At 63.0% G+C, this 21,950-nt stretch carries 21 protein-coding genes and 1 pseudogene; 10 read left to right on the top strand and 12 right to left on the bottom strand.

Annotated elements, in window-relative coordinates:
• Nucleotides 1-3: 3 nt before the first annotated feature.
• The 3 genes from AC04SG_RS27115 to AC04SG_RS27105 all read right to left on the bottom strand — a co-directional run bounded on the left by AC04SG_RS27115 (nt 4) and on the right by AC04SG_RS27105 (nt 3,223).
• Nucleotides 4-477, bottom strand: coding sequence for a DUF805 domain-containing protein (locus tag AC04SG_RS27115; protein WP_488553550.1), 474 nt, complete (start codon nt 475-477; stop codon nt 4-6).
• 229 nt (nt 478-706) lie between these two features.
• Entirely contained in the window at nt 707-1,630 is a 924-nt protein-coding gene (locus AC04SG_RS27110; RefSeq protein ID WP_142868445.1) for a DMT family transporter, read from the bottom strand.
• Nucleotides 1,631-1,927: 297 nt separating this feature from the next.
• Nucleotides 1,928-3,223, bottom strand: a complete 1,296-nt coding sequence (locus AC04SG_RS27105; RefSeq protein WP_488553549.1) for an amidohydrolase family protein — start codon at nt 3,221-3,223, stop codon at nt 1,928-1,930.
• Between the two features lie 156 nt (nt 3,224-3,379).
• Between AC04SG_RS27105 and AC04SG_RS27100 the strand changes: the two genes are divergently transcribed.
• Nucleotides 3,380-5,134 (top strand): ABC transporter ATP-binding protein, encoded by a 1,755-nt coding sequence (locus AC04SG_RS27100; protein ID WP_488553548.1) that lies wholly within the window; start codon nt 3,380-3,382, stop codon nt 5,132-5,134.
• Nucleotides 5,135-5,290: 156 nt separating this feature from the next.
• Here the strand turns inward: AC04SG_RS27100 and ilvD are convergent, their stop codons facing one another.
• Nucleotides 5,291-7,135, bottom strand: coding sequence for a dihydroxy-acid dehydratase (gene ilvD, locus AC04SG_RS27095; RefSeq protein ID WP_488553547.1), 1,845 nt, complete (start codon nt 7,133-7,135; stop codon nt 5,291-5,293).
• Between the two features lie 271 nt (nt 7,136-7,406).
• On the opposite strand from ilvD, the gene AC04SG_RS27090 reads away from it, so the two are divergent.
• Nucleotides 7,407-7,874, top strand: a complete 468-nt coding sequence (locus tag AC04SG_RS27090; protein WP_192249707.1) for a VOC family protein — start codon at nt 7,407-7,409, stop codon at nt 7,872-7,874.
• 166 nt (nt 7,875-8,040) lie between these two features.
• Here the strand turns inward: AC04SG_RS27090 and AC04SG_RS27085 are convergent, their stop codons facing one another.
• The 3 genes from AC04SG_RS27085 to AC04SG_RS27075 all read right to left on the bottom strand — a co-directional run bounded on the left by AC04SG_RS27085 (nt 8,041) and on the right by AC04SG_RS27075 (nt 11,247).
• On the bottom strand, nt 8,041-9,633 hold the full coding sequence (locus AC04SG_RS27085; protein WP_352582142.1) for a peptide chain release factor 3: 1,593 nt from the start codon (nt 9,631-9,633) through the stop codon (nt 8,041-8,043).
• Nucleotides 9,634-9,724: 91 nt separating this feature from the next.
• Complete coding sequence (locus tag AC04SG_RS27080) at nt 9,725-10,654, bottom strand: haloalkane dehalogenase (protein WP_488553546.1); 930 nt, start codon at nt 10,652-10,654, stop codon at nt 9,725-9,727.
• Entirely contained in the window at nt 10,651-11,247 is a 597-nt protein-coding gene (locus AC04SG_RS27075; protein ID WP_488553545.1) for a TetR/AcrR family transcriptional regulator, read from the bottom strand. Before AC04SG_RS27075 ends, AC04SG_RS27080 begins: the two co-directional genes overlap by 4 nt.
• Before the next feature lie 97 nt (nt 11,248-11,344).
• Between AC04SG_RS27075 and AC04SG_RS27070 the strand changes: the two genes are divergently transcribed.
• Nucleotides 11,345-12,424 (top strand): NAD(P)/FAD-dependent oxidoreductase, encoded by a 1,080-nt coding sequence (locus AC04SG_RS27070; protein WP_488553577.1) that lies wholly within the window; start codon nt 11,345-11,347, stop codon nt 12,422-12,424.
• On the opposite strand, the gene AC04SG_RS27065 is transcribed toward AC04SG_RS27070, so the two are convergent.
• From AC04SG_RS27065 to AC04SG_RS27055, 3 genes are all read right to left on the bottom strand, one after another.
• The gene (locus tag AC04SG_RS27065; protein WP_488553544.1) at nt 12,418-13,791 is read right to left on the bottom strand and encodes an amidase; all 1,374 of its coding nucleotides are present in this window, start codon (nt 13,789-13,791) and stop codon (nt 12,418-12,420) included. The genes AC04SG_RS27070 and AC04SG_RS27065 overlap by 7 nt on opposite strands.
• 135 nt (nt 13,792-13,926) lie before the next feature.
• Nucleotides 13,927-14,721, bottom strand: a complete 795-nt coding sequence (locus AC04SG_RS27060) for a class II glutamine amidotransferase (protein ID WP_488553543.1) — start codon at nt 14,719-14,721, stop codon at nt 13,927-13,929.
• 129 nt (nt 14,722-14,850) lie between these two features.
• Nucleotides 14,851-15,105, bottom strand: a complete 255-nt coding sequence (locus AC04SG_RS27055) for a DUF6356 family protein (RefSeq protein ID WP_112560713.1) — start codon at nt 15,103-15,105, stop codon at nt 14,851-14,853.
• Between the two features lie 115 nt (nt 15,106-15,220).
• Between AC04SG_RS27055 and AC04SG_RS27050 the strand changes: the two genes are divergently transcribed.
• The 6 genes from AC04SG_RS27050 to AC04SG_RS27025 all read left to right on the top strand — a co-directional run bounded on the left by AC04SG_RS27050 (nt 15,221) and on the right by AC04SG_RS27025 (nt 19,746).
• Complete coding sequence (locus tag AC04SG_RS27050) at nt 15,221-15,691, top strand: Lrp/AsnC family transcriptional regulator (protein ID WP_192249688.1); 471 nt, start codon at nt 15,221-15,223, stop codon at nt 15,689-15,691.
• Between the two features lie 85 nt (nt 15,692-15,776).
• A complete protein-coding gene (gene dut / locus AC04SG_RS27045; RefSeq protein ID WP_112560621.1) occupies nt 15,777-16,262 on the top strand; it encodes a dUTP diphosphatase in 486 nt (161 codons plus the stop codon).
• A complete protein-coding gene (locus AC04SG_RS27040) occupies nt 16,263-16,922 on the top strand; it encodes an HAD family hydrolase (protein ID WP_488553542.1) in 660 nt (219 codons plus the stop codon).
• A 74-nt stretch (nt 16,923-16,996) separates the two neighbouring features.
• Nucleotides 16,997-17,851 carry a hypothetical protein gene (locus AC04SG_RS27035; protein WP_488553541.1) on the top strand — a complete coding sequence of 285 codons (855 nt, stop codon included), beginning with the start codon at nt 16,997-16,999 and terminating at the stop codon, nt 17,849-17,851.
• Between the two features lie 78 nt (nt 17,852-17,929).
• Entirely contained in the window at nt 17,930-18,733 is an 804-nt protein-coding gene (locus AC04SG_RS27030) for an isocitrate lyase/PEP mutase family protein (protein ID WP_488553540.1), read from the top strand.
• 14 nt (nt 18,734-18,747) lie between these two features.
• Nucleotides 18,748-19,746, top strand: coding sequence for a proline racemase family protein (locus AC04SG_RS27025; protein ID WP_488553539.1), 999 nt, complete (start codon nt 18,748-18,750; stop codon nt 19,744-19,746).
• 5 nt (nt 19,747-19,751) lie between these two features.
• Here AC04SG_RS27025 and AC04SG_RS27020 read toward each other — a convergent pair whose 3' ends face one another.
• On the bottom strand, nt 19,752-20,453 hold the full coding sequence (locus tag AC04SG_RS27020; protein ID WP_488553538.1) for a sulfate transporter family protein: 702 nt from the start codon (nt 20,451-20,453) through the stop codon (nt 19,752-19,754).
• A 97-nt stretch (nt 20,454-20,550) separates the two neighbouring features.
• Nucleotides 20,551-21,453, bottom strand: a complete 903-nt coding sequence (locus AC04SG_RS27015; RefSeq protein ID WP_488553537.1) for a DMT family transporter — start codon at nt 21,451-21,453, stop codon at nt 20,551-20,553.
• 270 nt (nt 21,454-21,723) lie between these two features.
• On the opposite strand from AC04SG_RS27015, the pseudogene AC04SG_RS27010 reads away from it, so the two are divergent.
• Nucleotides 21,724-21,950, top strand: a pseudogene (locus tag AC04SG_RS27010) (adenosine kinase); the annotation flags it as partial.

The following is a 21,950-nucleotide window of genomic DNA, read 5'->3' as shown; positions in this document are numbered from 1 at the left end:
CCTCTATTTGAAGACCCGCTCTATTTCACCCATCGTCACTGTATCGTCGGACTTTTTGCAGTACCAGATGATCAGCGCGATGGTGCCGATGGGGAATAAGCCCGCAAGGAGCTGATGCCATCCCCTTCTGTTGATGTCGTGCAGCCGGCGTGTGGTCATGGCGAGTGTCGGCACAAGGATGGCAAGATTCCAAATTGATGAGACAATTTCATTGTTCAACACGGCATCGACTATGACCACAACGATGCCGACTATGAAAATGAAGAGGTAGGAATACCAGAACTCCGAGCGGCTGGCTCTGCCCGAAAAATTCGCATAGTTCTGGAAAAAGCTTGAAATAGCCTCCGTAAAACTCACAGGAGGCGGTATGTCTCCGAAACGATTGCTACCAGCTGGCGGGGCTCTTAAAACAAATATCAATGGCAGGCCGATAAGGACCAAAACGATCAGCCAATGCCATATTGAAAAGCTACCCATTATCCCCCCAATCACAGTTTCCCCGGAGATATTGGTCTTGGCCTATTCCCGCCAAGAATCAATCCGGGATTGCGCCCGGCAGGAAATCTACTCCGCAAGATATCGATGTAAATACCGAAAATTTTTGACAGAACACTTCCGTGATTCTGGGCGATAATCGTATTATTACCAAATGCTAAAGCGTGTCGCTTCAAAACGGCACCGTTCGACGCGCTTTACGCTTGTCGCTTCAGTTCACGCCCTTCGGCACGTTCTCCGGCGGCACCACGGTCTCCACCACCTTCTGGCGGTGGAAGATGAACAAGCCGGCGAGGACGACGATGGCCGAGCCGATCAGGATGCGCGGGCCCGGCACGTCGCCGAAGAAAGCCAGGCCGAAGATCACCGCCCACAAAAGCAGGCTGTAGTGCAGCGGCGCCAGCGTCGAGGCAGGCGCCAGCTTCAGCGCCCTGGTAATCATCAGATGGGCGCTGCAGGAGACGATGCCGAGCAGGAGCATGGCGCCGAAATCGAGCGCCGAGGGCGTGCGCCAGGCACCGATGGTCATCACGGCGCCGACAAGCAGAGTGCCGATCGTCTGCCAGGTGACCAGTGTGGTGTCGCTGGTGCCGCGCAGGCGGCGGCTGAGAATGATGGCGAAAGCGAAGGCAATGCTGCCGACCAGCGCGAACATCGAGGAGAGCGAAAACGCCGCCGAGGACGGCTTCAGTATGATCAGCACGCCGCAGAAGCCGACCAGGATGGCAGCCCAGCGGCGCCATCCGACCTTTTCGCCGAGCAGGAAATGCGACAGCGCCGCCACATAGATCGGCCCGGCCATGTAGAAACTCATCACGTCGGCAAGCGGCAGATAGACAACGGCGGCATAGAACAGAGCGGTATCGACCGTTGTCGCAACCACGCGCAGAGACTGGAGGACAGGCCGCTCCATCTGGAACAGCTTCGCAGTGCCCTGGTTGGCGATCATCGGGCCAAGCACGATGAACGCGCCGATCGAGCGGATAAACACCACCTGGCCAACCGAGAAAGAGGCGACCAGCCATTTGCCCATCGCATCGTTCAGCGCAAACATGAAGTCGCCGGCCAGCATCAAGAGAATGCCGGCCAGAAGCACGTTCCTGATCGTAAAGTTGCGAGCGAGCGACTGGGCCATGCGGCTCCCTAGCTCCAAGTCGCCGCTTTGACGAGGCAAATCGGTAAGACCAGCCGCGGAAATCGGCTGTCTCTATGCCTTTCCTGGCTATCCGCAACCTTGCCGCGAAAGCCGGGCTATCGGGGCCGCGGGCGGATAATGATCGGGCGATAGATGATCGGCCTGTCCCAGGATCGAAAACCGAAGCCCTTCTGAGTTCGGCGGGCCGATCTAGATCGATGCGCTGCAGGCACTCGGCGAAGGCATCGTTCTTCTTGGTGAAGCAGATGCAATGGCCTGTTGGGCCGGCCTGATTGCCTATGACGCCGACGCACTTGCGGCATTATGCCGGCGGTTCACCTGGCCCGGTCGCCCGGCGATCGACAGCCGCGTCTCCTGCTTCGTGCGCTCGGCCACCACCTTGCCCCTGGCAACGACGCAGAGCCGTTCGGCGCGCAGGCGCAAGGCCTCTATCGGGTTGCCGGCGTCGAGGATGACGAAGCTGGCGCGCTTGCCCACGGCAAGGCCGAGATGATCGAGGCCCATGATGGCGGCGTTGACGTTGGTGACCATGTCGAAGCAGCGTGCCATGTCGGCCGGGCTCGACATTTGCGCGACGTGCAGGCCCATGAAGGCTACGTCGAGCATGTCGGCGGTGCCCAGCGAATACCAGGGGTCGAGAACGCAATCCTGGCCCCAGCCGACACGGATGCCGAGCGCCAGCATCTCTTTCACCCGGGTCAGGCCACGGCGCTTGGGAAACGTATCGTGGCGGCCCTGCAGCATGATGTTGATCAGCGGATTGGGGATCGCCGACACACCGGCCTCGGCGATCAGCGGCAGGAGCTTGGAGACGTAATAATTGTCCATCGAATGCATGGAGGTGAGGTGCGAGCCGGCCACTCTGCCCTGCAGGCCGAGGCGCTGCGTCTCATAGGCAAGCTGCTCGATATGGCGCGACAGCGGATCGTCGGTCTCGTCGCAATGCAGGTCGACCATCAGCCCGCGCTTTGCCGCAATTTCGCAAAGTTCGGTCACCGAGCGCGTGCCGTCGGCCATGGTGCGTTCGAAATGCGGGATGCCGCCGACGATTTCGACACCCATGTCGAGCGCGCGCAGCGTATTCTGCCGCGCCGTCGGCGAGCGGTAGAAGCCGTCCTGCGGGAAAGCGACCAGTTGCAGGTCGATATAGGGCGCGACAATCTTTTTGACGTCGAGCAGCGCCTCGACCGCGAGCAGCCGGTCGTCGCAGACATCGACATGGGTACGGATGGCGAGCAGCCCCATCGAGACCGCCCAGTCGCAATAGGCGAGCGCCCGCTCACGCACGGCATCATGCGTCAGCAGCGGCTTCAGCTCGCCCCACAGCGAAATGCCTTCGAGCAGCGTGCCCGAGGCGTTGATGCGCGGAATGCCGTAGGACAGCGTCGCATCCATGTGGAAATGCGGGTCGACGAAGGGCGGCGAGATCAGATTGCCGTGGGCGTCGATCGCCGTGCCGGCGCTGACCTTCAACTTTGGCTCGATGGCGACGATCGTCTCGCCGACAATGCCGAGATCGGCGATAGTGCCATCAGGCAGCGTTCCGCCGCGCACAACAAGGTCGAAATCCATCTGTCGTCATCTCCCTGCAGATTGAGCGCCCTATCGTCGCGCGATGGGCACCCCTCTTTTTCCAAAGGTTCCATCCGGCGGCAACTCGCTCTATAAGCCGCCAGTCGCCCCCGTGGCGAATCCGAAATTCGTCTCAGTCAGGCATGGGATCAACCATTGTTTCGCTTCTTCCGTTCGACGGAAAACCAGCGCCTCATCGCGAGGCTGGTGAAGGAATCCTTCCAAGAGCACAAGTTTGGCTATGCCGCCGCGATCGCGTCGATGCTGGTGGTGGCCGCCATGACCGGCGCCAGCGCCTGGATTCTTCGCGAGATCACCAATGAGTTCGTGATCTACAAGAGGCTCGACCGCGTCAACCTAATTGCCGGAGGGGTCGCCGCGATCTTCGTCTTCAAGGGCATCGCCAACTTCGTGCAGGCCTACTTTATGAGCCGCGTCGGCAACAGCATCATCGCCGACCGGCAACGCAAGATCTACGACCGCATCCTGGCGCAAGGCATAGAGTTCTACCATTCGACCTCGTCGTCGGAGCTGATCACCCGCATGACCAACAACGCGCAGGCGGCGCGCAACGTGCTCGACCTCGTCGTCACATCCTATGTGCGCGATCTGGTGACGATGATTGTGCTGGTAGGGGTGATGGTCTGGCAGCAGCCGGCGCTGTCCCTGATCTGCTTCGTCATCGGCCCCATAGCCATTTACGGCGTCAACCACATCCTGAAGCGCGTGCGCAAGATTGCCGCGCAGGAATTCCGCTCGCTCGGCCAGATCGTGCAGGTGATGCAGGAAACGGCGGTGGGCGTGCGCGTGGTGAAATCCTTCGGCCTCGAAGGCGCGATGCGCAAGCGCATGTACAAGGCCGTGTCGGACGTGGAGACCCGCGCCAACAACATCGCGACGCTGGAAGCCGCCACCAGCCCGGTAATGGAAACGCTTGCCGGGCTGGCAATTTCCGGCTCCGTCCTGGTCAGCGGCTTCCTGGTTCTGGGTGGAGGTCAGATGCCGGGCAACATCATGGCCTTTATCGCAGCGCTGCTCTTGGCCTACGAGCCGGCCAAGCGCCTGGCGCGCGTACGCATCTCGCTGGAAACCGGCATTGTCGGCGTGCGCATGATGTTCCAGCTTGCCGACAGGCCGCTGACGCTGGCCGAGAAGCCCGATGCAAAGCCGCTGCAGACGGGGCCTGGCGAGATCCGTTTCGACAATGTGAGCTTCGCCTACCCCGAAAGCCAGCCAGTGTTCGAGGGACTGGACCTGACGCTTGCCGCCGGCCAGATGACGGCCCTTGTAGGGCCCTCAGGCAGCGGCAAGTCGACCATCCTCAACCTGATCATGCGCATGTACGACCCACAGATCGGCAGGGTGATGTTCGATGGCCAGGACATCTCCGACGCCACGCTCGCCTCGGTCCGGGAGAAGATCGCCTATGTCAGCCAGGACACGTTCCTGTTTGCCGGCGCGGTGATGCACAACATCCGCCTCGGCCGCCAGGACGCGACCGACGAAGAGGTGATCGCCGCCGCCAAGGCCGCCAACGCGCATGATTTCATCAGCGCCATGGCCAAGGGCTATGACACGGATGTGGGCGAAAACGGCGCGCTGCTGTCAGGCGGCCAGCGCCAGCGCATCTCGATCGCGCGCGCCATGCTGCGCAATGCGGAGATCCTGCTGCTCGACGAAGCGACCAGTGCGCTCGACGCCGAATCCGAGGCGCTGTTCCGCGATGCGCTGCAGCAACTGACGGTCGGGCGCACGACCATCGTCATCGCCCACCGCCTGTCGACCGTGCACCAGGCCGACACGATCGTGGTGCTGGAAGCCGGCAAGGTGGTGGAAAGCGGCGCGCATCGCACGCTGCTCAACCAGGGCGGGCTGTACCAGAAGCTTTATGAGTATCAGCTGATGCCGTGAGGATTTCCGGATGTCGGAGCCATGCCCCCTCATCCGGCCCTTCGGGCCACCTTCTCCCCGAGGGGAGAAGTGACCGTCAACGCCGGCGCGAGCCTCTTCTCCCCAGCGGGGAGAAGGTGGCCGCAAAGCGGCCGGATGAGGGGGCTGGCGCTAACCTCACTCCGGAACGTGCCGCACCGCGCCCTTGTCGGCGCTGGTGGCGAAGGCGGCGTAGGCGCGCAGTGCGGTCGTCACCTTGCGCTTGCGCTTTTCCTCGGGCTTCCAGGCCAGGGCGCCCTTGGCCTCCATGGCAGTGCGCCGCGCGGCCAGTTCTGCCTCGCTGACCGCCAGATGGATAGTGCGGTTGGGAATGTCGATCTCGATCGTATCGCCTTCCTGAACCAGCCCGATCGTGCCGCCCTCCGCAGCTTCCGGCGAGGCATGGCCGATCGACAGGCCTGACGTGCCGCCGGAGAAGCGGCCGTCGGTGACCAGCGCGCAGGCTTTGCCGAGGCCCTTCGACTTCAGATAGCTCGTGGGATAGAGCATTTCCTGCATGCCGGGGCCGCCACGCGGTCCCTCATAGCGGATGACGACGACGTCGCCGGCCTTGATTTCGTTGGACAGGATCGCCTTGACCGAAGCGTCCTGGCTTTCGAACACCCGCGCCGGGCCGGTGAATTTCAGGATCGACTCGTCGACGCCGGCCGTCTTCACGATGCAGCCATCGAGCGCCAGATTGCCCTTCAGCACCGCAAGGCCGCCGTCTTTCGAGAACGGCGTCTCGGCCGAGCGGATGACGCCTTTCTCGCGGTCGAGATCGAGCTCGTCCCAGCGGCGATCCTGGCTGAAGGCGACCTGCGTCGGCACGCCACCGGGTGCGGCGAGGAAGAAGTCGCGAACATTCTGGCTTGTCGTGCGGGAAATATCCCAATGGTCGAGCGCTTCGCCAAGGCTCGCCGTATGCACGGTCGGCAGGTCGCGGTTGAGCAGCCCGGCATTGTCGAGTTGGCCGAGGATGGCCATGATGCCGCCGGCGCGGTGGACGTCTTCCATATGCACGTCGGATTTGGCCGGCGCCACCTTGCAGAGTACCGGAACGCGGCGCGACAGCCGGTCGATGTCCTCCATGGTGAAGTCGACCTCGCCCTCATGCGCGGCGGCCAGGATGTGCAGCACGGTGTTGGTCGAGCCGCCCATGGCGATGTCGAGCGTCATGGCGTTTTCGAAGGCGCCCTTGGAGGCGATGCTGCGCGGCAATGCCGTCTCGTCATCCTGCTCATAATAGCGCTGGGCGAGATCGACGATGAGATGGCCCGCCTCGACGAACAGGCGCTTGCGGTCGGCGTGGGTCGCCAGCGTCGAGCCGTTGCCCGGCAGCGACAGGCCGAGCGCCTCGGTCAAACAATTCATCGAATTGGCGGTGAACATGCCGGAGCATGAGCCGCAGGTCGGGCAGGCGGAGCGTTCGATGACCTTGACGTCCTCGTCGGAGATCTTGTCGTCGGCGGCCGCAACCATGGCGTCGACGAGGTCGAGCGCCAGGGTCTTGCCGGCCAGCACCACCTTGCCGGCTTCCATCGGCCCGCCTGACACAAAGACGGTCGGGATATTGAGGCGCAGCGAGGCCATCAGCATGCCAGGCGTGATCTTGTCGCAATTGGAGATGCAGACCATGGCGTCGGCGCAGTGCGCATTGACCATGTATTCGACGGAATCGGCGATCAGCTCGCGTGACGGCAGCGAATAGAGCATGCCGTCATGGCCCATGGCGATGCCGTCATCGACCGCGATGGTGTTAAATTCCTTGGCGACGCCGCCGGCCTTCTCGATCTCGCGCGCCACCAGCTGGCCGAGATCCTTCAGATGGACATGGCCGGGCACGAACTGGGTGAAGGAGTTGACCACCGCAATGATCGGCTTGCCGAAATCCGAATCCTTCATGCCTGTAGCGCGCCACAGGCCGCGGGCGCCGGCCATGTTGCGGCCATGGGTGGTGGTGCGGGAACGATAGGCGGGCATGAACTTTCCTTAGCTGGCTGGCTGCGCCCAGTGCGGAGCGTGGCAGCGCTGAATTTGGATCGCAGGGTTTATAGACCGCCAAGTATGGTCTGGCCACATTTTTGCAATGCGCCAGATTCTCGTAAAAATCGGAGTTTGCGAAAAAAATTGCGGCCAGTGTCGGATCGCCTGCTGGGCGCGCGTCCTTTGGTCAACGGCAGGGGAATGGCACCATTTCTAGAGTCAGCCGTTTCATCCGTAACCGCAACCAAAACATCCCGAGGAGCTCGACATGCAAAAGATCACCACCTGCCTGTGGTTCGACGGCCAGGCCGAAGAGGCGATGAATTTCTACGTCTCCATCTTCAAGAATTCGAAGGTGCTGAGCGTTCTGCGTTGGCCCGAAGGCCACGCCGATGCGGGCAAAGTGCTGTTGACCACCTTCGAGCTCGACGGCGTGCCGTTCCAGGCGCTCAATGGCGGACCGCAATTCAAGTTCAACGAGGCGATGTCACAGTCGATCGACTGCAAGACCCAGGAAGAGGTCGACTATTTCTGGGAGAAGCTCACCGAGGGCGGCGAACCCGGCGTCTGCAGCTGGCTGAAAGACAAGTTCGGCGTCTCCTGGCAGGTCGTGCCGGAGCAACTGCCGCGCCTGCTTCTGGATCCGGACCGGGCCAAGGCCGGGCGGGTGATGTCGGCGATGATGCAGATGGGCAAGATCGACATTGCGAAGATCGAAGCGGCGGCCAAGGGGTGAGTTGAGGTCGCCTCTTCCTTCCCCCCTTGTGGGGGAAGGTGGATCGGCGCGCAGCGCCGAGACGGATGAGGGGTGCTCCAGGAAACGCCGACGTCTCACTCCGCTGGAACACCCCTCATCCGTCGCCTTCGGCGACACCTTCTCCCACAGGGGGAGAAGGAAGAGCTCAAGCCGCCTTGTCGCGGACCTGATAGTCCTTGATCGTCGCGAAGCGGATCGCCTTCCAGCGCTCGGCTTCGTAGTTCAGCGAGAAGGCGTGCTGGGCCAGGAACACCGGGTCGTTGTCGAGGTCGCGGGCGATGTCGCCGCGATGGGCCTCGATGAAACGAAGCGTCTCGGCCTTGTCGTCAGCCGATATCCAGCGGCAGACGGAAAAGCGCGACATCTCAAATTCGACCGGCAGGGTGTATTCGAAATTCAGCCGTTCCTTCAAAACGTCGAGCTGCAGGGCGCCGACCACACCCACGATAGCCGGTGACCCATCCTCAGGCGAAAACAGCTGCACGACGCCTTCCTCGGCCATCTGATGCAGCGCTTCCTTGAGCTTCTTGGCCTTCATCGCGTCGCCCAGGCGGACGCGGCGCAGGATTTCCGGGGCGAAATTCGGCACGCCACGGAACAGGATTTCCTCGCCCTCGGTCAGCGTGTCGCCGATGCGCAGCGTGCCGTGGTTGGGGATGCCGACGACATCGCCGGCAAAGGCCTCGTCGGCGGTGACGCGGGTGCGGGCAAAGAAGAACTGCGGCGCCGACAGGCTCATCGGCTTGCCGGTGCGCACCAGCTTGGCCTTCATGCCGCGCTCGAGCTTGCCGGAGCAGACACGCACGAAAGCGATGCGGTCGCGGTGATTGGGGTCCATGTTGGCCTGGATCTTGAAGACGAAGGAGGTCATCTTCTCCTCGGTCGCCTCGACCTTGCGGGTGTCGGCCTCCTGCGCGCGCGGCGGCGGCCCGAAGGCGCCGAGCGCCTCGATGAGGTCGCGCACACCATAATTGCGCAGCGCCGAGCCGAAATAGACCGGCGTCAGATGGCCTTCGCGGAACGCGTCAATATCGAGAGGTCGGCAAGCCTCCCGCGCCAGTTCCAGTTCCTCGATGAAGGCTTCGCGCTCGTTTTCCGGCAAAAGGCCGGCGACGCGGTTGGAATCGGGACCGTTGACGGGCGTGCGCTCTTTCTCCGCATCGCCCTTGCGCACGGCGTTCAGCGCCAGGTGATAGGTGCCGGCAAACGTCTTGCCGCGGCCGATCGGCCAGGTAATGGGGGCCGTGTCCAGCGCCAGCTTCTGCTCGATCTCGTCCAGAATCTCAAACGGGTCGCGGCTTTCGCGGTCCATCTTGTTGATGAAGGTGATAATCGGGATGTCACGCAGCCGGCAGACCTCGAACAGTTTCAGCGTGCGCGGCTCGATGCCCTTGGCGGCGTCGATGACCATGACCGCCGAGTCCACCGCCGACAGCGTGCGGTAGGTATCGTCGGCGAAATCCTCGTGGCCGGGCGTGTCGAGCAGGTTGAAGACATTGTCCTCATACTCGAAGGTCATCACCGAGGTGACGACCGAAATGCCGCGCTCGCGCTCGATCTTCATCCAGTCGGACCGGGTCTGAATGCGATCCTTCTTGGCCTTGACCTCGCCGGCAAGCTGAATGGCGCCGCCGAACAGCAGCAGCTTTTCGGTGAGCGTCGTCTTGCCGGCGTCGGGGTGGGCGATGATCGCGAAAGTGCGGCGGCGCGCCACTTCCTCTTGTATTGCTTCAGGCATTCTCTGGGATTTCCGTGTGACAGGCCGGGCTTCTAGCAGCGCAGTGTCGGGCTGTCGACCGGTGCGGCGGCTCAGGAGCCGCCGCATTACTTCAGGCCAACTCGCTCATGCGGCTCGCCCGAACGACCTCGGGAAGCCAGCCGGCAATGGCGGCGCCTATCGCGTCGGCATGGTCTTCCTGCAGATAGTGGGCACCGGGTCCAAGATTGATGAACCGGCAGTTCTTCAAACCGGCCGCGAATTCGCATGCAGCCTGCGGCGCGATCAGCGCGCCGGGATCGCCAGCAAACAGGAGTTTCGGGTAAGTGGACAGCCGCAACGCGCGATGGTCGTGCTCGCTGATGGCGGCAACGTCGGCGGGCTGGCCCTCGATCGGCAATTCCTTGGGTAAACGCAGCACGGGTTTGCGCGATTGCGGCGTCGGGAACGGCGCCCGGTAGGCAGCCATCTCCTCGTCGCTCATTGTGCGCAACACCGAGGCCGGCAGCACCTTTTCGACGAAGACATTGTCGTCCAGGACCAGTTTTTCGCCGACACCGGGCGTGCGCAGCGCCTTGAACAGCTCGCGGGCCTGCGGGCGCTGGTGAAAATCCTCCCAGCGCTCGAAAGGCCGAATAAACTCCATGAAGGCGAGCCCCAGAATGCGCTGCGGCCGCCGTGCCGCGAGATGGAAGGCCAGTGCCGTGCCCCAGTCCTGCGCGACAACCACCACATCCCTGATGTCTAGCGCCTCAAGGAAGGCGTCGAGATAGCGGACGTGATCGAAGAAGCGATAGTCGATATCGGGCTTGCCGGACTGACCGTAGCCGATCAGGTCGGGCGCGACGCAACGGCCAAAAGGCGCGACATGCGGGATGATGTTACGCCAGATGTGGGACGAGGTCGGGTTGCCGTGCAGGAACAGAACGGTAGGAACGGATGCGCCAGCCTCGACATAGGACATGGTCGAATCGAGTACCGCGATCTGCGAACGTCGCGCTGCGGCGACGCCAGCTTGAGGCAGGTCGGTTTTCGGACTCATGGGGTCGTCTCCTTTGCAAATACTGTGCTGAAGATGATTTTCTTGAACCGCTCGAGCGGCTCCGGACTGCGCTCGACCTTCATGCGCAGCATGGCGCCCTGCCAGGACGACAGCAGGAAATCGGCGAGGTCCTCAGGATCGAATGCGCTGGTGATGTCGCCGGTTGCCTGACCCTCGGCGATGCAGGCCGTGAAGGGCTGGCGCCAGCGTTCGAAAATAGCGACCAGCCGCAGCCTGAGCGGCTCGCTGTGAACAGCCGTCTCCAGGCTGAGATTGCCGATCATGCAGCCGCGCGCCCAGTCATGTGCCTCAAGCTTCGAAGTGATGACATCGAGGTAGCGTCGCAACCTGCCTGTGGGAGGCGTGCCATCCCGCGCCAAGGCGGCTTCGACCAGCCCGCTGACATAGGCGAAATACCGTTCCAGCACCTCGCCGGCGAACTCCTCCTTGGAGGCAAAATGGTTGGTGAAGGAGCCCGGCCGAGCATCGGCCGCGGCAACGATGTCACGCACGCCGGCTGCGGCATAGCCGGAATTCCAGAGGGTCTGGAAGCCTGCATCGAGGAGTTTTTCGCGGAGTGATTGTCTAGCCATGGCGAAATAATACGTACGTACGTATTTATGTCAAGCACGCAAGTTTGCATTGGCAAAAGCCACCACAAAATGGCAGGTGGCAGAACTCGGCAACAGGATGGAGAATAGCGTGGCGAAGCAAATCATCGTCATCGGCGCGGGCATTATCGGCGCTTCGATCGCCTGGCATCTGACAAAGGCCGGCGCACGAGTAACCATCGTTTCCGAGAGCGGCGCAGGCGGGGTCGCCACACCCAATTCCTTTGCCTGGATCAACGCCAGCTGGGGCAACCCCGAAGTGTATTTCAGGCTGCGCAGCCGCGCCATGGTCGAGTGGAAACGGCTGGCAAACGAGTTGCCCGGCCTGCCGCTCGCCTGGTGCGGCGGACTGTGTTGGGACTTGCCGGGCGATCGGCTCGAAGCGTATGCGGCCGAACACGCTTCATGGGGCTACGGCATCGAACGCGTTGACGCTAAGCGGGCGGCGCAAATCGAGCCCAACCTGGTCGAGCCGCCTGAATTTGCTGTTTACGTCGCGGAGGAAGGCGTGGCTGAGCCGGTTGCGACGACCAAGGCGCTGTTGGCGGACGCGGAGCGGCAGGGGGCGAAAATCATCACCGGAGCTGTCACGGCCTTGGTGCATTCCAATGGCAAGGTCTCCGGCGTGGAGATTTCCGGCCGGCGGATTGCCGCCGACGAGGTGGTGATCGCGGCTGGCACCGGCGCCCCGGCCATTGCTGCCACCGCCGGCATCAAACTGCCGATCGAGACGCCGCCTGGCCTGATTGTGCACTCGCGGCCATACAAAAAGCTGCTCAACGGGCTGGTGCATGCCGAAAAGCTGCATATGCGCCAGACCGCCGAGGGTCGCATCATCGCCGGCTCGGATTTCGCGGGCGGTGATCCTGGCGACAACCCTGACGGCACGGCGCGCGAACTGTTTGCGGCGGCGAAGGAAGCCTTGCACGGCGCCGACGGGCTGGAGCTTGATTTCCACACGGTCGGTTACCGGCCGACGCCGACCGATGGCTTTCCGATCGTCAGCCGCGCCGAGGGCATGGATGGCCTTTACGTCGCGGTCATGCATTCGGGCATCACGCTGGCGCCGGCGGTTGGACTTTTCGCCACACGCGAAATCCTCGATGGCGAGCGCGACCCGCTGCTGGCGCCCTACGGGCTGGAGCGTTTCGCTCAATAGCCCGGCGGCCGGCGAAAGCCACCGGTGAGCGGTTCGATTGCTCTGGCGATACCGAGCAGCCGCGCTTCCGACCAGCGCGCGCCAACCAGCTGCAGGCCAATGGGCAGGCCGTCACGGTCCTGCCCGCAAGGCAGCGAAAGGGCCGGATGGCCTGAGTAATTGAAGACCGCGCCATAGGCCGGCAGCATCCAGTAGCTTTGCTCCTTGCCGTCGACCTTGATCGATGTGCCGGGTTCGCAATGCGGAAAGGCCGTGATCATAGCGACCGGGCACAGCAAGGCATCGCAGGTCTCGAAGAGCCTGTCCCAAGCGAGGATGGAGCGGTCGCGGCGGGCGAGTGCCTCGAACCAGCTGGAGACCGGCGTCGGCTGTTCAGGCGGTTCTGGCTGCGCGGCCTCCAGCATCATGCCGATCAGCGCACCGCCCTGCTCCAGATCGTCGAGCAGATCGAGCTTCGGCAATTTTGGCTGCTCGATGATCGCACCTGCCGCCTGAAGCTGCTTTGCCAGAGTGTCGATGGCGACGCTGATCTCGCTGGCCACCGGAAAGCCGGCAAAGGATGGCGCGACGGCGATGCGGAGCGACTTGAGATTGACCTCCAGCATGGCCTCGACCGGCACCGGCGCGAGGTCGGTGTCGGCTCCATCGGGGCCGGCGATAATCTTGTAGATCAGCGCCAGATCGTCCACGGAGCGTGCCAGCGGGCCGAGGCAGGAGATCAGCCGCACGCTGCGTGCTGTGCCGCCAGGGTCGGGGAACGCGCCGGCCAGCGACACACGGTGCTCGGTCGGCTTCAGGCCATAGACGCCGCAGAAGGCGGCAGGCAGGCGGATCGAATCCTGCATGTCGGTGCCGACATCGAACGGCGTCATCCCCGTCGCCACCGCTGCCGCGGCGCCACCGCTCGAGCCACCGGCGGTGCGGTCGAGGTTCCACGGATTGTTGGTGCGGCCGAACAGCGGATTGTCCGACTGCCAGTCGCCCAGCATGGTCGCGACATTGGTCTTGGCCGTGAGAATGCCGCCGACAGCCTTCAATCGGGCAACGACCGGGCTGTCTGCTTTTGCCACATAGTCGGCGAAAGGCGGGAAGCCGACGGTGGTCTTCATGCCTGCCGTTTCGTGCATGTCCTTCAAGGTGAAGGGCACACCATGCAACGGACCGAGCGCGTCGCCGCGCGCCAATGCCGCGTCGGCCTCTTTTGCGCGCTCACGAGCCCCTTCACGGTCGAGATTTATGACGGCGTTGACAGCTTCGTTGTGCCGGTCGATCTGCGCCAAATGCGCGTCAAGCGCTTCGACGGCGGATATTTTTCGCGCAGCGATTGCGGCGGCAAAGTCGGTGGTCGAGGAGAAGACGAGGTCCATGACGAATGCTCCGGCTGCTGTCCCGCTATGACGGCTTGAAGCCAAGTTCAGCATTCGAGGATAGGTAGCGCTTGATCGGAATTGCGCTAGCCGGTTCGGTCGAGGGGGGCGCGAAGGAATGCGGCCTAGATTGGCTTAGACGACCAGCGCTAACCTTGCCGACGCCGGAACAAACGGCCGAATCGCCATGCCATCACCTGTAATGGTGACGAAACTCGCCGGCGGAATGGCTTGCCAGTCGCCGCCTTCGCGATCGAAGGGCTCCGACACGATGCAGCGGCCGCCATTGCGAACCGAAGTGTAGAGCGTCGGTGCGTGGGCGTCGCTGGCGTAGCGCACGGCATAAAGCGCATGCCCATCGGAAAAGGCGGCTGTGAGCTTCAAGGCCAGCACCAGACCCGCGCGGCGTGAAGCCTCGATGACGCGGGCGGTGGCGCGCGACACGGCACCTTGCGGGTCACTGGTGAGATCCTCATCGATCATCAGCAGGAAAAACAGTTCGGAATCGGTGGTGCCTTCGCGCTGGTCGAAGACGGCATCGGAAAGCGAATTTTCCAGCGCGCGGCGGATTTTATCGAAGCCGCCGATCTGGCCGTTGTGCATGAACGACCAGTTGCCGGAGATGAATGGATGGCAGTTCATGCGGCTGGTGGCGCCGCCGGTCGATGCCCTGACATGGGCGAGGAACAGGCCGGATTTGATCTGCCGGCACAGGCTTTTCAGATTGGGGTCAGACCAGGCCGGCAGGATGTCGCGGTAAAGGCCGGGCTCGGGCCGCTCGCCATACCAGGCAAGACCGAAGCCGTCGCCATTGGTCGGCGACTTGGCTTCCTGCGCGCAATGGCTCTGGGCAATCAGCGAGTGACAGGGCGCGGTGACGATGTCTTCGAGGAAGACTGCTTCACCAAGATAGGCCGCCCATCGGCACATCGCTTTTGACCGTTCCTAAAGCATGATGCCGAAAAGTGTGAAGCGGTTTTCGGACGACATCATGCTTTATCTCTCTGATTTAGAGACGGATTCAGATTTCAGGTCGACTCGACCTGAAATCATCCGGCTCTAGGCGCGATCCAAGAGAGCCTGGGGCTCCTTGACCGCGTGTGAGCCTCTGTTGTGCGTCCGCTCATAGAGTTCGCGAACGATTCGGCTTGCCGTAGTCTCGAAGAGAAATGGCAAGAAAGCGTGAACAAGCGCGGCTCCGGCAGCCATCAGGAGGCGCGAGGAGAACCAGGCGGCAAAAGCCATGTGGCTGAAATAGGTTTCGCCGACCTTGGCCGGGTGCGAGGTGAAAAGCTTCGAAAACAGCGTCGTCATGGTGATCCCTCCAGCCGGGATAAGCCCCGATGCTGGGTATCATGCCACGGGCAAAAGGTTCATCGGTCTCAATTTGTCCTTGCCTAACGCTGTAGTTCGGGACATTCATCCCAACATGGCGCTTGAATTCGATGAAATAGACCGAAGATTGCTGGCCGAGCTGCAACGCGACGGCACGCTGTCGGTCGACCAGCTCTCGGAAAAAGTATCTCTGTCGCGCAACGCCTGCTGGCGGCGGGTCAAGCGGATGGAAGAGGACGGCGTCATCACCGGCCGGGTGGCGTTGGTCGACGCCGACAAGCTCGGGCTCGGGCTTTCGGTGTTCATCCTGATCCGCACCTCCAACCACGATCCGGACTGGCTGCAGAAATTCCGGGCGGCGGTGACCGGCTTTCCCGAAATCACCGGGGTCTACCGTATGTCCGGCGATCTCGACTATGTGCTGCGCGCCCGCGTCGCCGATGTGAAGGCCTATGACCGGCTCTACCAGCGGCTGATCGCCAAGGTGGCGCTTTCAGACGTCTCCGCCTCCTTCGTGATGGAAGAGATCAAGGAGACGACGGTCGTGCCCGTGGAACTGCGCTAGGTCATCGTGACGCCGCAAAGAAAGCCGTTGATAGCGTGGCGGGCGAGTTGACCGAATCGCGGTTCGCGCCGATAGGATTGATTTTATGCGCGCAGCCCTCCACACCTCCTCCGTCATTGGTCCCACTGTCGGCTTCGTTCGGTTGCCGCATGGTGAAGGACTTCCCCTCCCCGCCTACGAAAGCACCGGTGCCGCCGGCATGGATTTGCGCGCCGCGGTCCCGGATGACCGGCCGCTGCTGATCCTGCCGGGCAAGCGCGCCTTGGTGCCAACCGGGCTGATCCTTGAGATACCCGAGGGGATGGAAGGCCAGGTGCGGCCGCGTTCCGGCCTTGCCTTCAAGCACGGGCTGACCGTCCTCAATTCACCGGGCACGGTCGACAGCGATTATCGCGGCGAGGTCAAGGTACTGCTGGTCAACCTTGGCGACGAGGATTTCGCGGTGACGCGCGGCATGCGCATTGCCCAGATCGTCTTTGCCACGGTGACACAGGCGACGGTCGAGGAGCGCAGCCTGGCCGGCGGCACAGCGCGCGGCGCGGGCGGATTCGGATCGACCGGCACCGCCTGAATGAGCATACCAAAACTGGTCATCTTCGACTGCGACGGGATTCTCGTCGACACCGAGAACCTTGCCAACCGACGGCTTGCCGAGTGGCTGACTGCCGCCGGTTATCCCACCACATTCGAATATTGCCGCAAGCATTTCTCCGGCCGCAGCATGATCTCGGTGCAGAAAGAGATCGAAGCTTCGACCGAAGCCCGGCTCGGCGCCGATTTCGTCGACCGCTGGAACGCCGGTCTGCCCGATCTGTTCTCGCACGGCGTCGAGGCGATCCCTTATATCAGCGACTTCATCGAAGTGGTGCGCACGGCCGGCATCGCCTACTGCGTCGCCACGTCGGCACGCATCTCGAAGATGCACATCACGCTCGGCCAGACCGGGCTGCTGCCACTGTTTGAGCATGCAATGTTCTCCGCAACCATGGTCAGCCGCGGCAAGCCGTTCCCGGACCTGTTCCTGCATGCGGCCAAGACCATGGGTTTTGCGCCGGCCGACTGCATCGTCATCGAGGACAGCGTCGCCGGGACACAGGCCGGCGTTGCCGCCGGCATGCGCGTCTATTCCTATCATGGCGATCCCTATTCCGACCGCGATGGCCTGGCCGACGCCGGCGGCGTCCTGTTCGATGACATGCGCGCACTGGCGAGGCTGGTGCCGATCCACTGATGCGGGCAGTTTGCCAGGCTGGACGCTTTGGAAGGCTGTGCTACGGTCCGCGCGCCCGACACCCTGAGGCGCCCATGCCAACCAACCTGCTTCGCTTCATCCTCGCCTTAGTGTTGCTGCCATGGCTGTGGACGGCAGCGAGCGCGCAGGCCGTAAGCTTCCCGGAGTTCCGCAGCGCCGTCCCCGGCCATAAGGATGTGACCTATCTTGATCTCGCCAGGATGGTCATCCCCGACCTCGCGGCGGACAGTAACGGCTTTTACCGGGGCGGATTGCCGATCGAGATGCGCCACATCGAGGGCCCGGATAGCGGCGGCTCGCCACCCGAAACGTCAGGCCTCTCCAACGCCGGCGTGCTTGCGGTCAAAGCCGGCGGCAAGGACCGGCTGGCGATGCTGTACGACCTCGGCGACTCTTCCGACAGCGCCGAAGGCTATGCCGTGCTGGCGCTCTACGACATTGCGGACAAGCCCAAGCTGCTCGACGCGGTCAATGTCGCCGTCGACCGCAGCACCTATTTCCGCGAGCCCGGCAAGCTTTCGCTCAGTGCGGACGACGACGTGCTGATCACCATGAGCACGCACTTCAATTCAAGCCAGGGCTATGTGATCACGCCGCTGATCATGGTGCGCGACGACAAGTTCGAACTGGTCGACATGATCTATACGTTCGACGAAAACCTCTGTGCCTACAGACGCACGCAAGATGTAGCGTTCCAAACGATCGCTGACGGGCAGCCTTATGCCGCGATCAAGGTGACGGTCACCGACGCCACCGTGCCGAACGGTGAAAGCTGCGACGACCAGTCGCCCGAGCCTGAATCTCACGCGATTTCCGTCACCTATCACTGGGACAAGAAGACGTCGCACTACATTAAGGATTCCGACGCGCTGGACAAATTGGCAGGAGAGAACGCCAAACGCTTCTGAGCCAACCGCATTCGTTTGCCCGGCGCAAATCGGCACGATAGAATCTAGCTGACATCTCCGCATCTGAAGGGAAGCACCATGGACAAGGGCAAGATCTTTCGCGACCTGCACGCCTCGACCTTCGTGATGCCCAATCCCTGGGACGTCGGCACGACCAAGCTTCTGGCGTCCTTCGGCTTCAAGGCGCTGGCGACGACCAGCGCTGGCTTTGCCTTTTCGCGTGGCCTGCCCGACGGCGCGGTGACATTCGAGGCGATGATCCACCATTGCCGCGAGCTGACGGCGGCAACCAGCCTGCCTGTCTCGGCCGATCTCGAGAAGGGCAAGGGCGACAGCGCAACCAGTGCCGCCGAGACGGTTTTTGCCGCTGAAGCGGCAGGGCTCGCCGGCTGCTCGATCGAGGACCATACGGGCGATCCGGACAAGCCGATCTACGATTTTGCGCATGCCGTCGAGCGCGTCGCGGCAGCCGCTGAAGCCGCACGCGCACTCAAGCGCGATTTCGTCTTCACCGCCCGGGCCGAGAATTTCCTGTGGGACAAGCCGGACCTCGACGACACGATCAAGCGGTTGCAGGCCTTCGAGAAGGCCGGCGCCGATGTGCTCTATGCGCCTGGCCTCAGTGATGTCGAAACGATCCGGAAAGTCTGCTCGGCGGTGAGCCGGCCGGTCAATGTCATGGCACTGCCTGGTTTCACCATTGCCGACCTCGCCATGGCCGGGGTCAAGCGCATCTCGCTTGGGCCGTGGCTGACCAATTTCGCCTTCGGCATGCTGGAAACAGCGGCGCGCGAGATCCAGCAGGACGGCACGTTCGGCTTCACCCGCGCCGCCATGCCGTTCAGCAGGCTGCAGGCGCTGTTTGCCAAGTCCTCAGGCTAAGAGGGGCCTGGCGCATGACGCTCACCGTCGTCGACATGCACACCGGCGGCGAGCCGCTCAGGATCATCACCAGCGGCTATCCCGATATCCCCAAGGGCACGATCCTGGAAAAGCGCGCCTATGTGCGCGACCATCTCGACCATTTGCGCAAGCTGCTGATCTTCGAGCCGCGCGGCCACTACGACATGTATGGCGCGCTGCTGGTGGAGCCCGACCTGCCCGGCGCCGACCTCGCCGTGCTGTTCATGCACAATGAGGGCTATTCGACAATGTGCGGCCACGCCATCATCGCGCTCGGCCGCTATGCTGTCGACCAAGGCCTGGTGGCGAAACAGGAGCCAATCACGACCGTCAACATCGAGGCGCCATGCGGCCTGGTCGTCGCTTCGGTGGACGTCAGGGACGGCAAGGCCGGCGCCGTGTCGTTTGAGAGCGTGCCGGCCTTCCTGTTTGCCCGCGACCAACAAATCGACTTGGCGGGATACGGCAAGATTATCTTCGACATCGCCTATGGCGGCGCCTTCTATGCGCTGGCCGATTGTCATCAGTTCGGGCTGGAATTCGGCCGCAGCCGGGTGCGCGATTTCGTCGATGCGGCGACCGCGCTGACGGAGCGGCTGAAAGCGGAGTTCCCTCTATCGCATCCCGATCATGCCGATCTCGCTTTCCTTTACGGCACCATCCTGACCGAGGGGGGCGATGCGTTTTCCGGCGAGGCGACAAAAAATGTCTGCGTCTTTGCCGATGCCGAGGTCGACCGTTCGCCGACCGGCTCCGGCGTCACCGCGCGGCTGGCGGCGATGTGCGCCAGGGGCGAGATCGATCTTGGTCAGGAGCGGACCTTCGAAAGCATCGCCGGCTCGCGCTTCTCCGGCGCGGTGGCGCGCACGACCAAGGCCGGTCCGCATGACGCCATCATCGCCCGTGTCGGCGGCCGCGCCTATTATTCGGGGCGAGCCGAGTTCACGGTCGAGCCGGATGACGAATTGGGGCGCGGTTTTCTTCTGCGTTGAAAGGCCTATCGCCTGGCGCTCTCCCGCGCGCCGATCGCCTTGTGCAGGTGTACCATCATGGCGGCGGCGAAGAGCGGCGTCAAAAGGTTGAGCAGCGGCACGGCGAGGAAGGCGGCGATGAGCAGTCCGGCCAGAAACACCGTGCCAGCATATTTCCTGCGCAACACCCTCGCCTCGTCTTCCGGGCGAAAGCGCATGGCGGCGAATTCGAAGAATTCGCGGCCTAGCAGGTAGCCGTTGACGATGAAGAAGGCGGCGATGTTGATGCCCGGCACCAGCAGAAGCAGCAGGGCGACGATGTTGCCCAGGATGACGACGCCGAGGAACTTCACCGACAGCACCAGCGAGCGCAGCGCCGGCATGGCCCTGCCGGCCGGGTCGCCAGGAAAGTCGGTGCGTTCGACCACTTCAGCGATGTCGTCGAGAAACAGGCCTGCTACGATTGCCGTCACCGGCGCGATCAGCAATGCCATCCCGAAGGCAAGCGCGATGGCCGCGATGATGCCGCTCAGCCATCCGGCCCAGGACGGCAGGCCGGGCAACAGCGAGTGAGCCCACGGCAGGGCCAGCCAATCGACAAGCCCGGTCAAGGCGAACCACAAAGCGACCAGCGCCAGCACGGTCAGTCCAAGTGTCTTCAGGAAAACAGCGCGGAATTCGGGAGAGAACAGGCGGCTGAAGGCGGCGCGGGCAGCGTTGGAGATCACGGCGTTTCCACCCCCCGGGAACAAACTGATATCTCCGACATAGGCGGAGACCCGGCCAGCCGCAAGCCTGCTGGAGCGGACGCAATTCCGACAGAAACTAGCGCGCCAGCGCCGGCGAACGGGCGGGGATAGTCATCGCCGCAACGCCGGCGACGACGAAGCCCATGCCCCAGAACGCCGTCGGCCCGAGGCTTTCGCCGAGGAACAGGACGCCGATGCCGACGCCGATCGGCACGCGCAGATAGGCCTGCGACGTGGTGCCGACCGAACCCAGCGTGTGGATGAGGCGGAAGAAGATGCAGAAGGCCAGCGCCGTCGAAAAAACCGACAAGGCCAACAAGGCCAGGATCGACGCCGTCGACGGCGACAGCGTCCACGGGCGGTCAACCACCAGGCTCAAGGGTACGAGGATGACCGCGCCGCACAGCATCGAACCGGCGGCCGGCAGCATCGGGTCGAGTCCCCTGAAGCCGCGGCCGAAAATGGCGGCACCGGCATAGCAGACGGTCGCCGCGACAACCGCAAGCTGAGCCCACAACTGATGGCCGAGACCGCCAAGCGCCTGGGTGCCGACGATCAGGCAAATGCCGGCAATGCCGGCGCCGACGCCGAACAGCTTGCGTGCGGTGACCTGCTCGTGGCGGGTGATGAGTGCGGTCAGCAGGAAAGTGAAGATCGGCGATGTCGCGTTGAGGATGGTGGCAAGGCCGGCATCAATGGAGCGCTCGGCGGCGGCGATCAGCGTGAACGGCACGACGCTGTTGAGGCAGGCCTGGACCATGAAACGCCACCAGGTCGCACCGTCCTTCGGCATGGCGAGGCCGCGCCAGCGGATCAACGCGAGCAGGATGCCGCCGGCGATCAAGGTTCTGGCCGCTATGAACGTGATCGGCGGGATCGTCTCGACACCGATCTTGATGAACGTATAGGACGCGCCCCATAAAGCGGCCAGCACGCCAAGCAACGCCAGTTCGGTGGTCATGTCGGTCTTTGCTTGCATGTCTGTGAGCGCCTTCAGCTGCTGTGATCGAAGTCCCTCTAATCCGATGAGGGGAGGAAATGCTTCGATGACGACACAACTGTAGCCGCAAATCACGGCAGTGCGCATGGTCCAGTTCGATTTGACGGCTAGGCAAAACCCTTCCAAATCGAGAGCTTGATCCGTCCCGATTACATCGGGACGGGGCTCTTCCACTTTTCGGGATCATGGTCTAGACCCGCGCCCGGCCGGCGTGGCAGAAAGCCGGCAGATTCCAAGGCGGAGACATTGATGCCGGATTATGACGTGCTTTGCATCGGCAATGCCATTGTCGACATCATCGCCCAGTGCGACGACGCTTTTCTCGAGACCAACGGCATCATCAAGGGTGCGATGAACCTCATCGACACCAGGCGCGCCGAGCTGCTCTACAGCCGCATGGGCCCGGCGATCGAGGCCTCCGGCGGCAGCGCCGGCAACACGGCGGCGGGCGTCGCCAGTTTCGGCGGCCGCGCCGC

It is taken from the genome of Mesorhizobium sp. CNPSo 4684 (assembly GCF_057784315.1).
This window is presented reverse-complemented; position numbering and strand designations above follow the sequence as displayed.

Excerpts from the sequence above, each read along its gene's own strand:
- AC04SG_RS27035 (WP_488553541.1), top strand. The coding sequence starts at position 16,997 with ATGCCAACCAACCTGCTTCGCTTCATCCTCGCCTTAGTGTTGCTGCCA.
- AC04SG_RS27070 (WP_488553577.1), top strand. The coding sequence starts at position 11,345 with ATGGAGAATAGCGTGGCGAAGCAAATCATCGTCATCGGCGCGGGCATT.
- AC04SG_RS27115 (WP_488553550.1), bottom strand. The coding sequence starts at position 477 with ATGGGTAGCTTTTCAATATGGCATTGGCTGATCGTTTTGGTCCTTATC.
- AC04SG_RS27030 (WP_488553540.1), top strand. The coding sequence starts at position 17,930 with ATGGACAAGGGCAAGATCTTTCGCGACCTGCACGCCTCGACCTTCGTG.
- AC04SG_RS27060 (WP_488553543.1), bottom strand. The coding sequence starts at position 14,721 with ATGTGCCGATGGGCGGCCTATCTTGGTGAAGCAGTCTTCCTCGAAGAC.
- AC04SG_RS27105 (WP_488553549.1), bottom strand. The coding sequence starts at position 3,223 with ATGGATTTCGACCTTGTTGTGCGCGGCGGAACGCTGCCTGATGGCACT.
- AC04SG_RS27015 (WP_488553537.1), bottom strand. The coding sequence starts at position 21,453 with ATGCAAGCAAAGACCGACATGACCACCGAACTGGCGTTGCTTGGCGTG.
- AC04SG_RS27080 (WP_488553546.1), bottom strand. The coding sequence starts at position 10,654 with ATGAGTCCGAAAACCGACCTGCCTCAAGCTGGCGTCGCCGCAGCGCGA.
- dut (WP_112560621.1), top strand. The coding sequence starts at position 15,777 with ATGCGCGCAGCCCTCCACACCTCCTCCGTCATTGGTCCCACTGTCGGC.
- AC04SG_RS27075 (WP_488553545.1), bottom strand. The coding sequence starts at position 11,247 with ATGGCTAGACAATCACTCCGCGAAAAACTCCTCGATGCAGGCTTCCAG.
- AC04SG_RS27050 (WP_192249688.1), top strand. The coding sequence starts at position 15,221 with ATGGCGCTTGAATTCGATGAAATAGACCGAAGATTGCTGGCCGAGCTG.
- ilvD (WP_488553547.1), bottom strand. The coding sequence starts at position 7,135 with ATGCCCGCCTATCGTTCCCGCACCACCACCCATGGCCGCAACATGGCC.
- AC04SG_RS27040 (WP_488553542.1), top strand. The coding sequence starts at position 16,263 with ATGAGCATACCAAAACTGGTCATCTTCGACTGCGACGGGATTCTCGTC.
- AC04SG_RS27090 (WP_192249707.1), top strand. The coding sequence starts at position 7,407 with ATGCAAAAGATCACCACCTGCCTGTGGTTCGACGGCCAGGCCGAAGAG.
- AC04SG_RS27085 (WP_352582142.1), bottom strand. The coding sequence starts at position 9,633 with ATGCCTGAAGCAATACAAGAGGAAGTGGCGCGCCGCCGCACTTTCGCG.
- AC04SG_RS27110 (WP_142868445.1), bottom strand. The coding sequence starts at position 1,630 with ATGGCCCAGTCGCTCGCTCGCAACTTTACGATCAGGAACGTGCTTCTG.
- AC04SG_RS27065 (WP_488553544.1), bottom strand. The coding sequence starts at position 13,791 with ATGGACCTCGTCTTCTCCTCGACCACCGACTTTGCCGCCGCAATCGCT.
- AC04SG_RS27055 (WP_112560713.1), bottom strand. The coding sequence starts at position 15,105 with ATGACGACGCTGTTTTCGAAGCTTTTCACCTCGCACCCGGCCAAGGTC.
- AC04SG_RS27025 (WP_488553539.1), top strand. The coding sequence starts at position 18,748 with ATGACGCTCACCGTCGTCGACATGCACACCGGCGGCGAGCCGCTCAGG.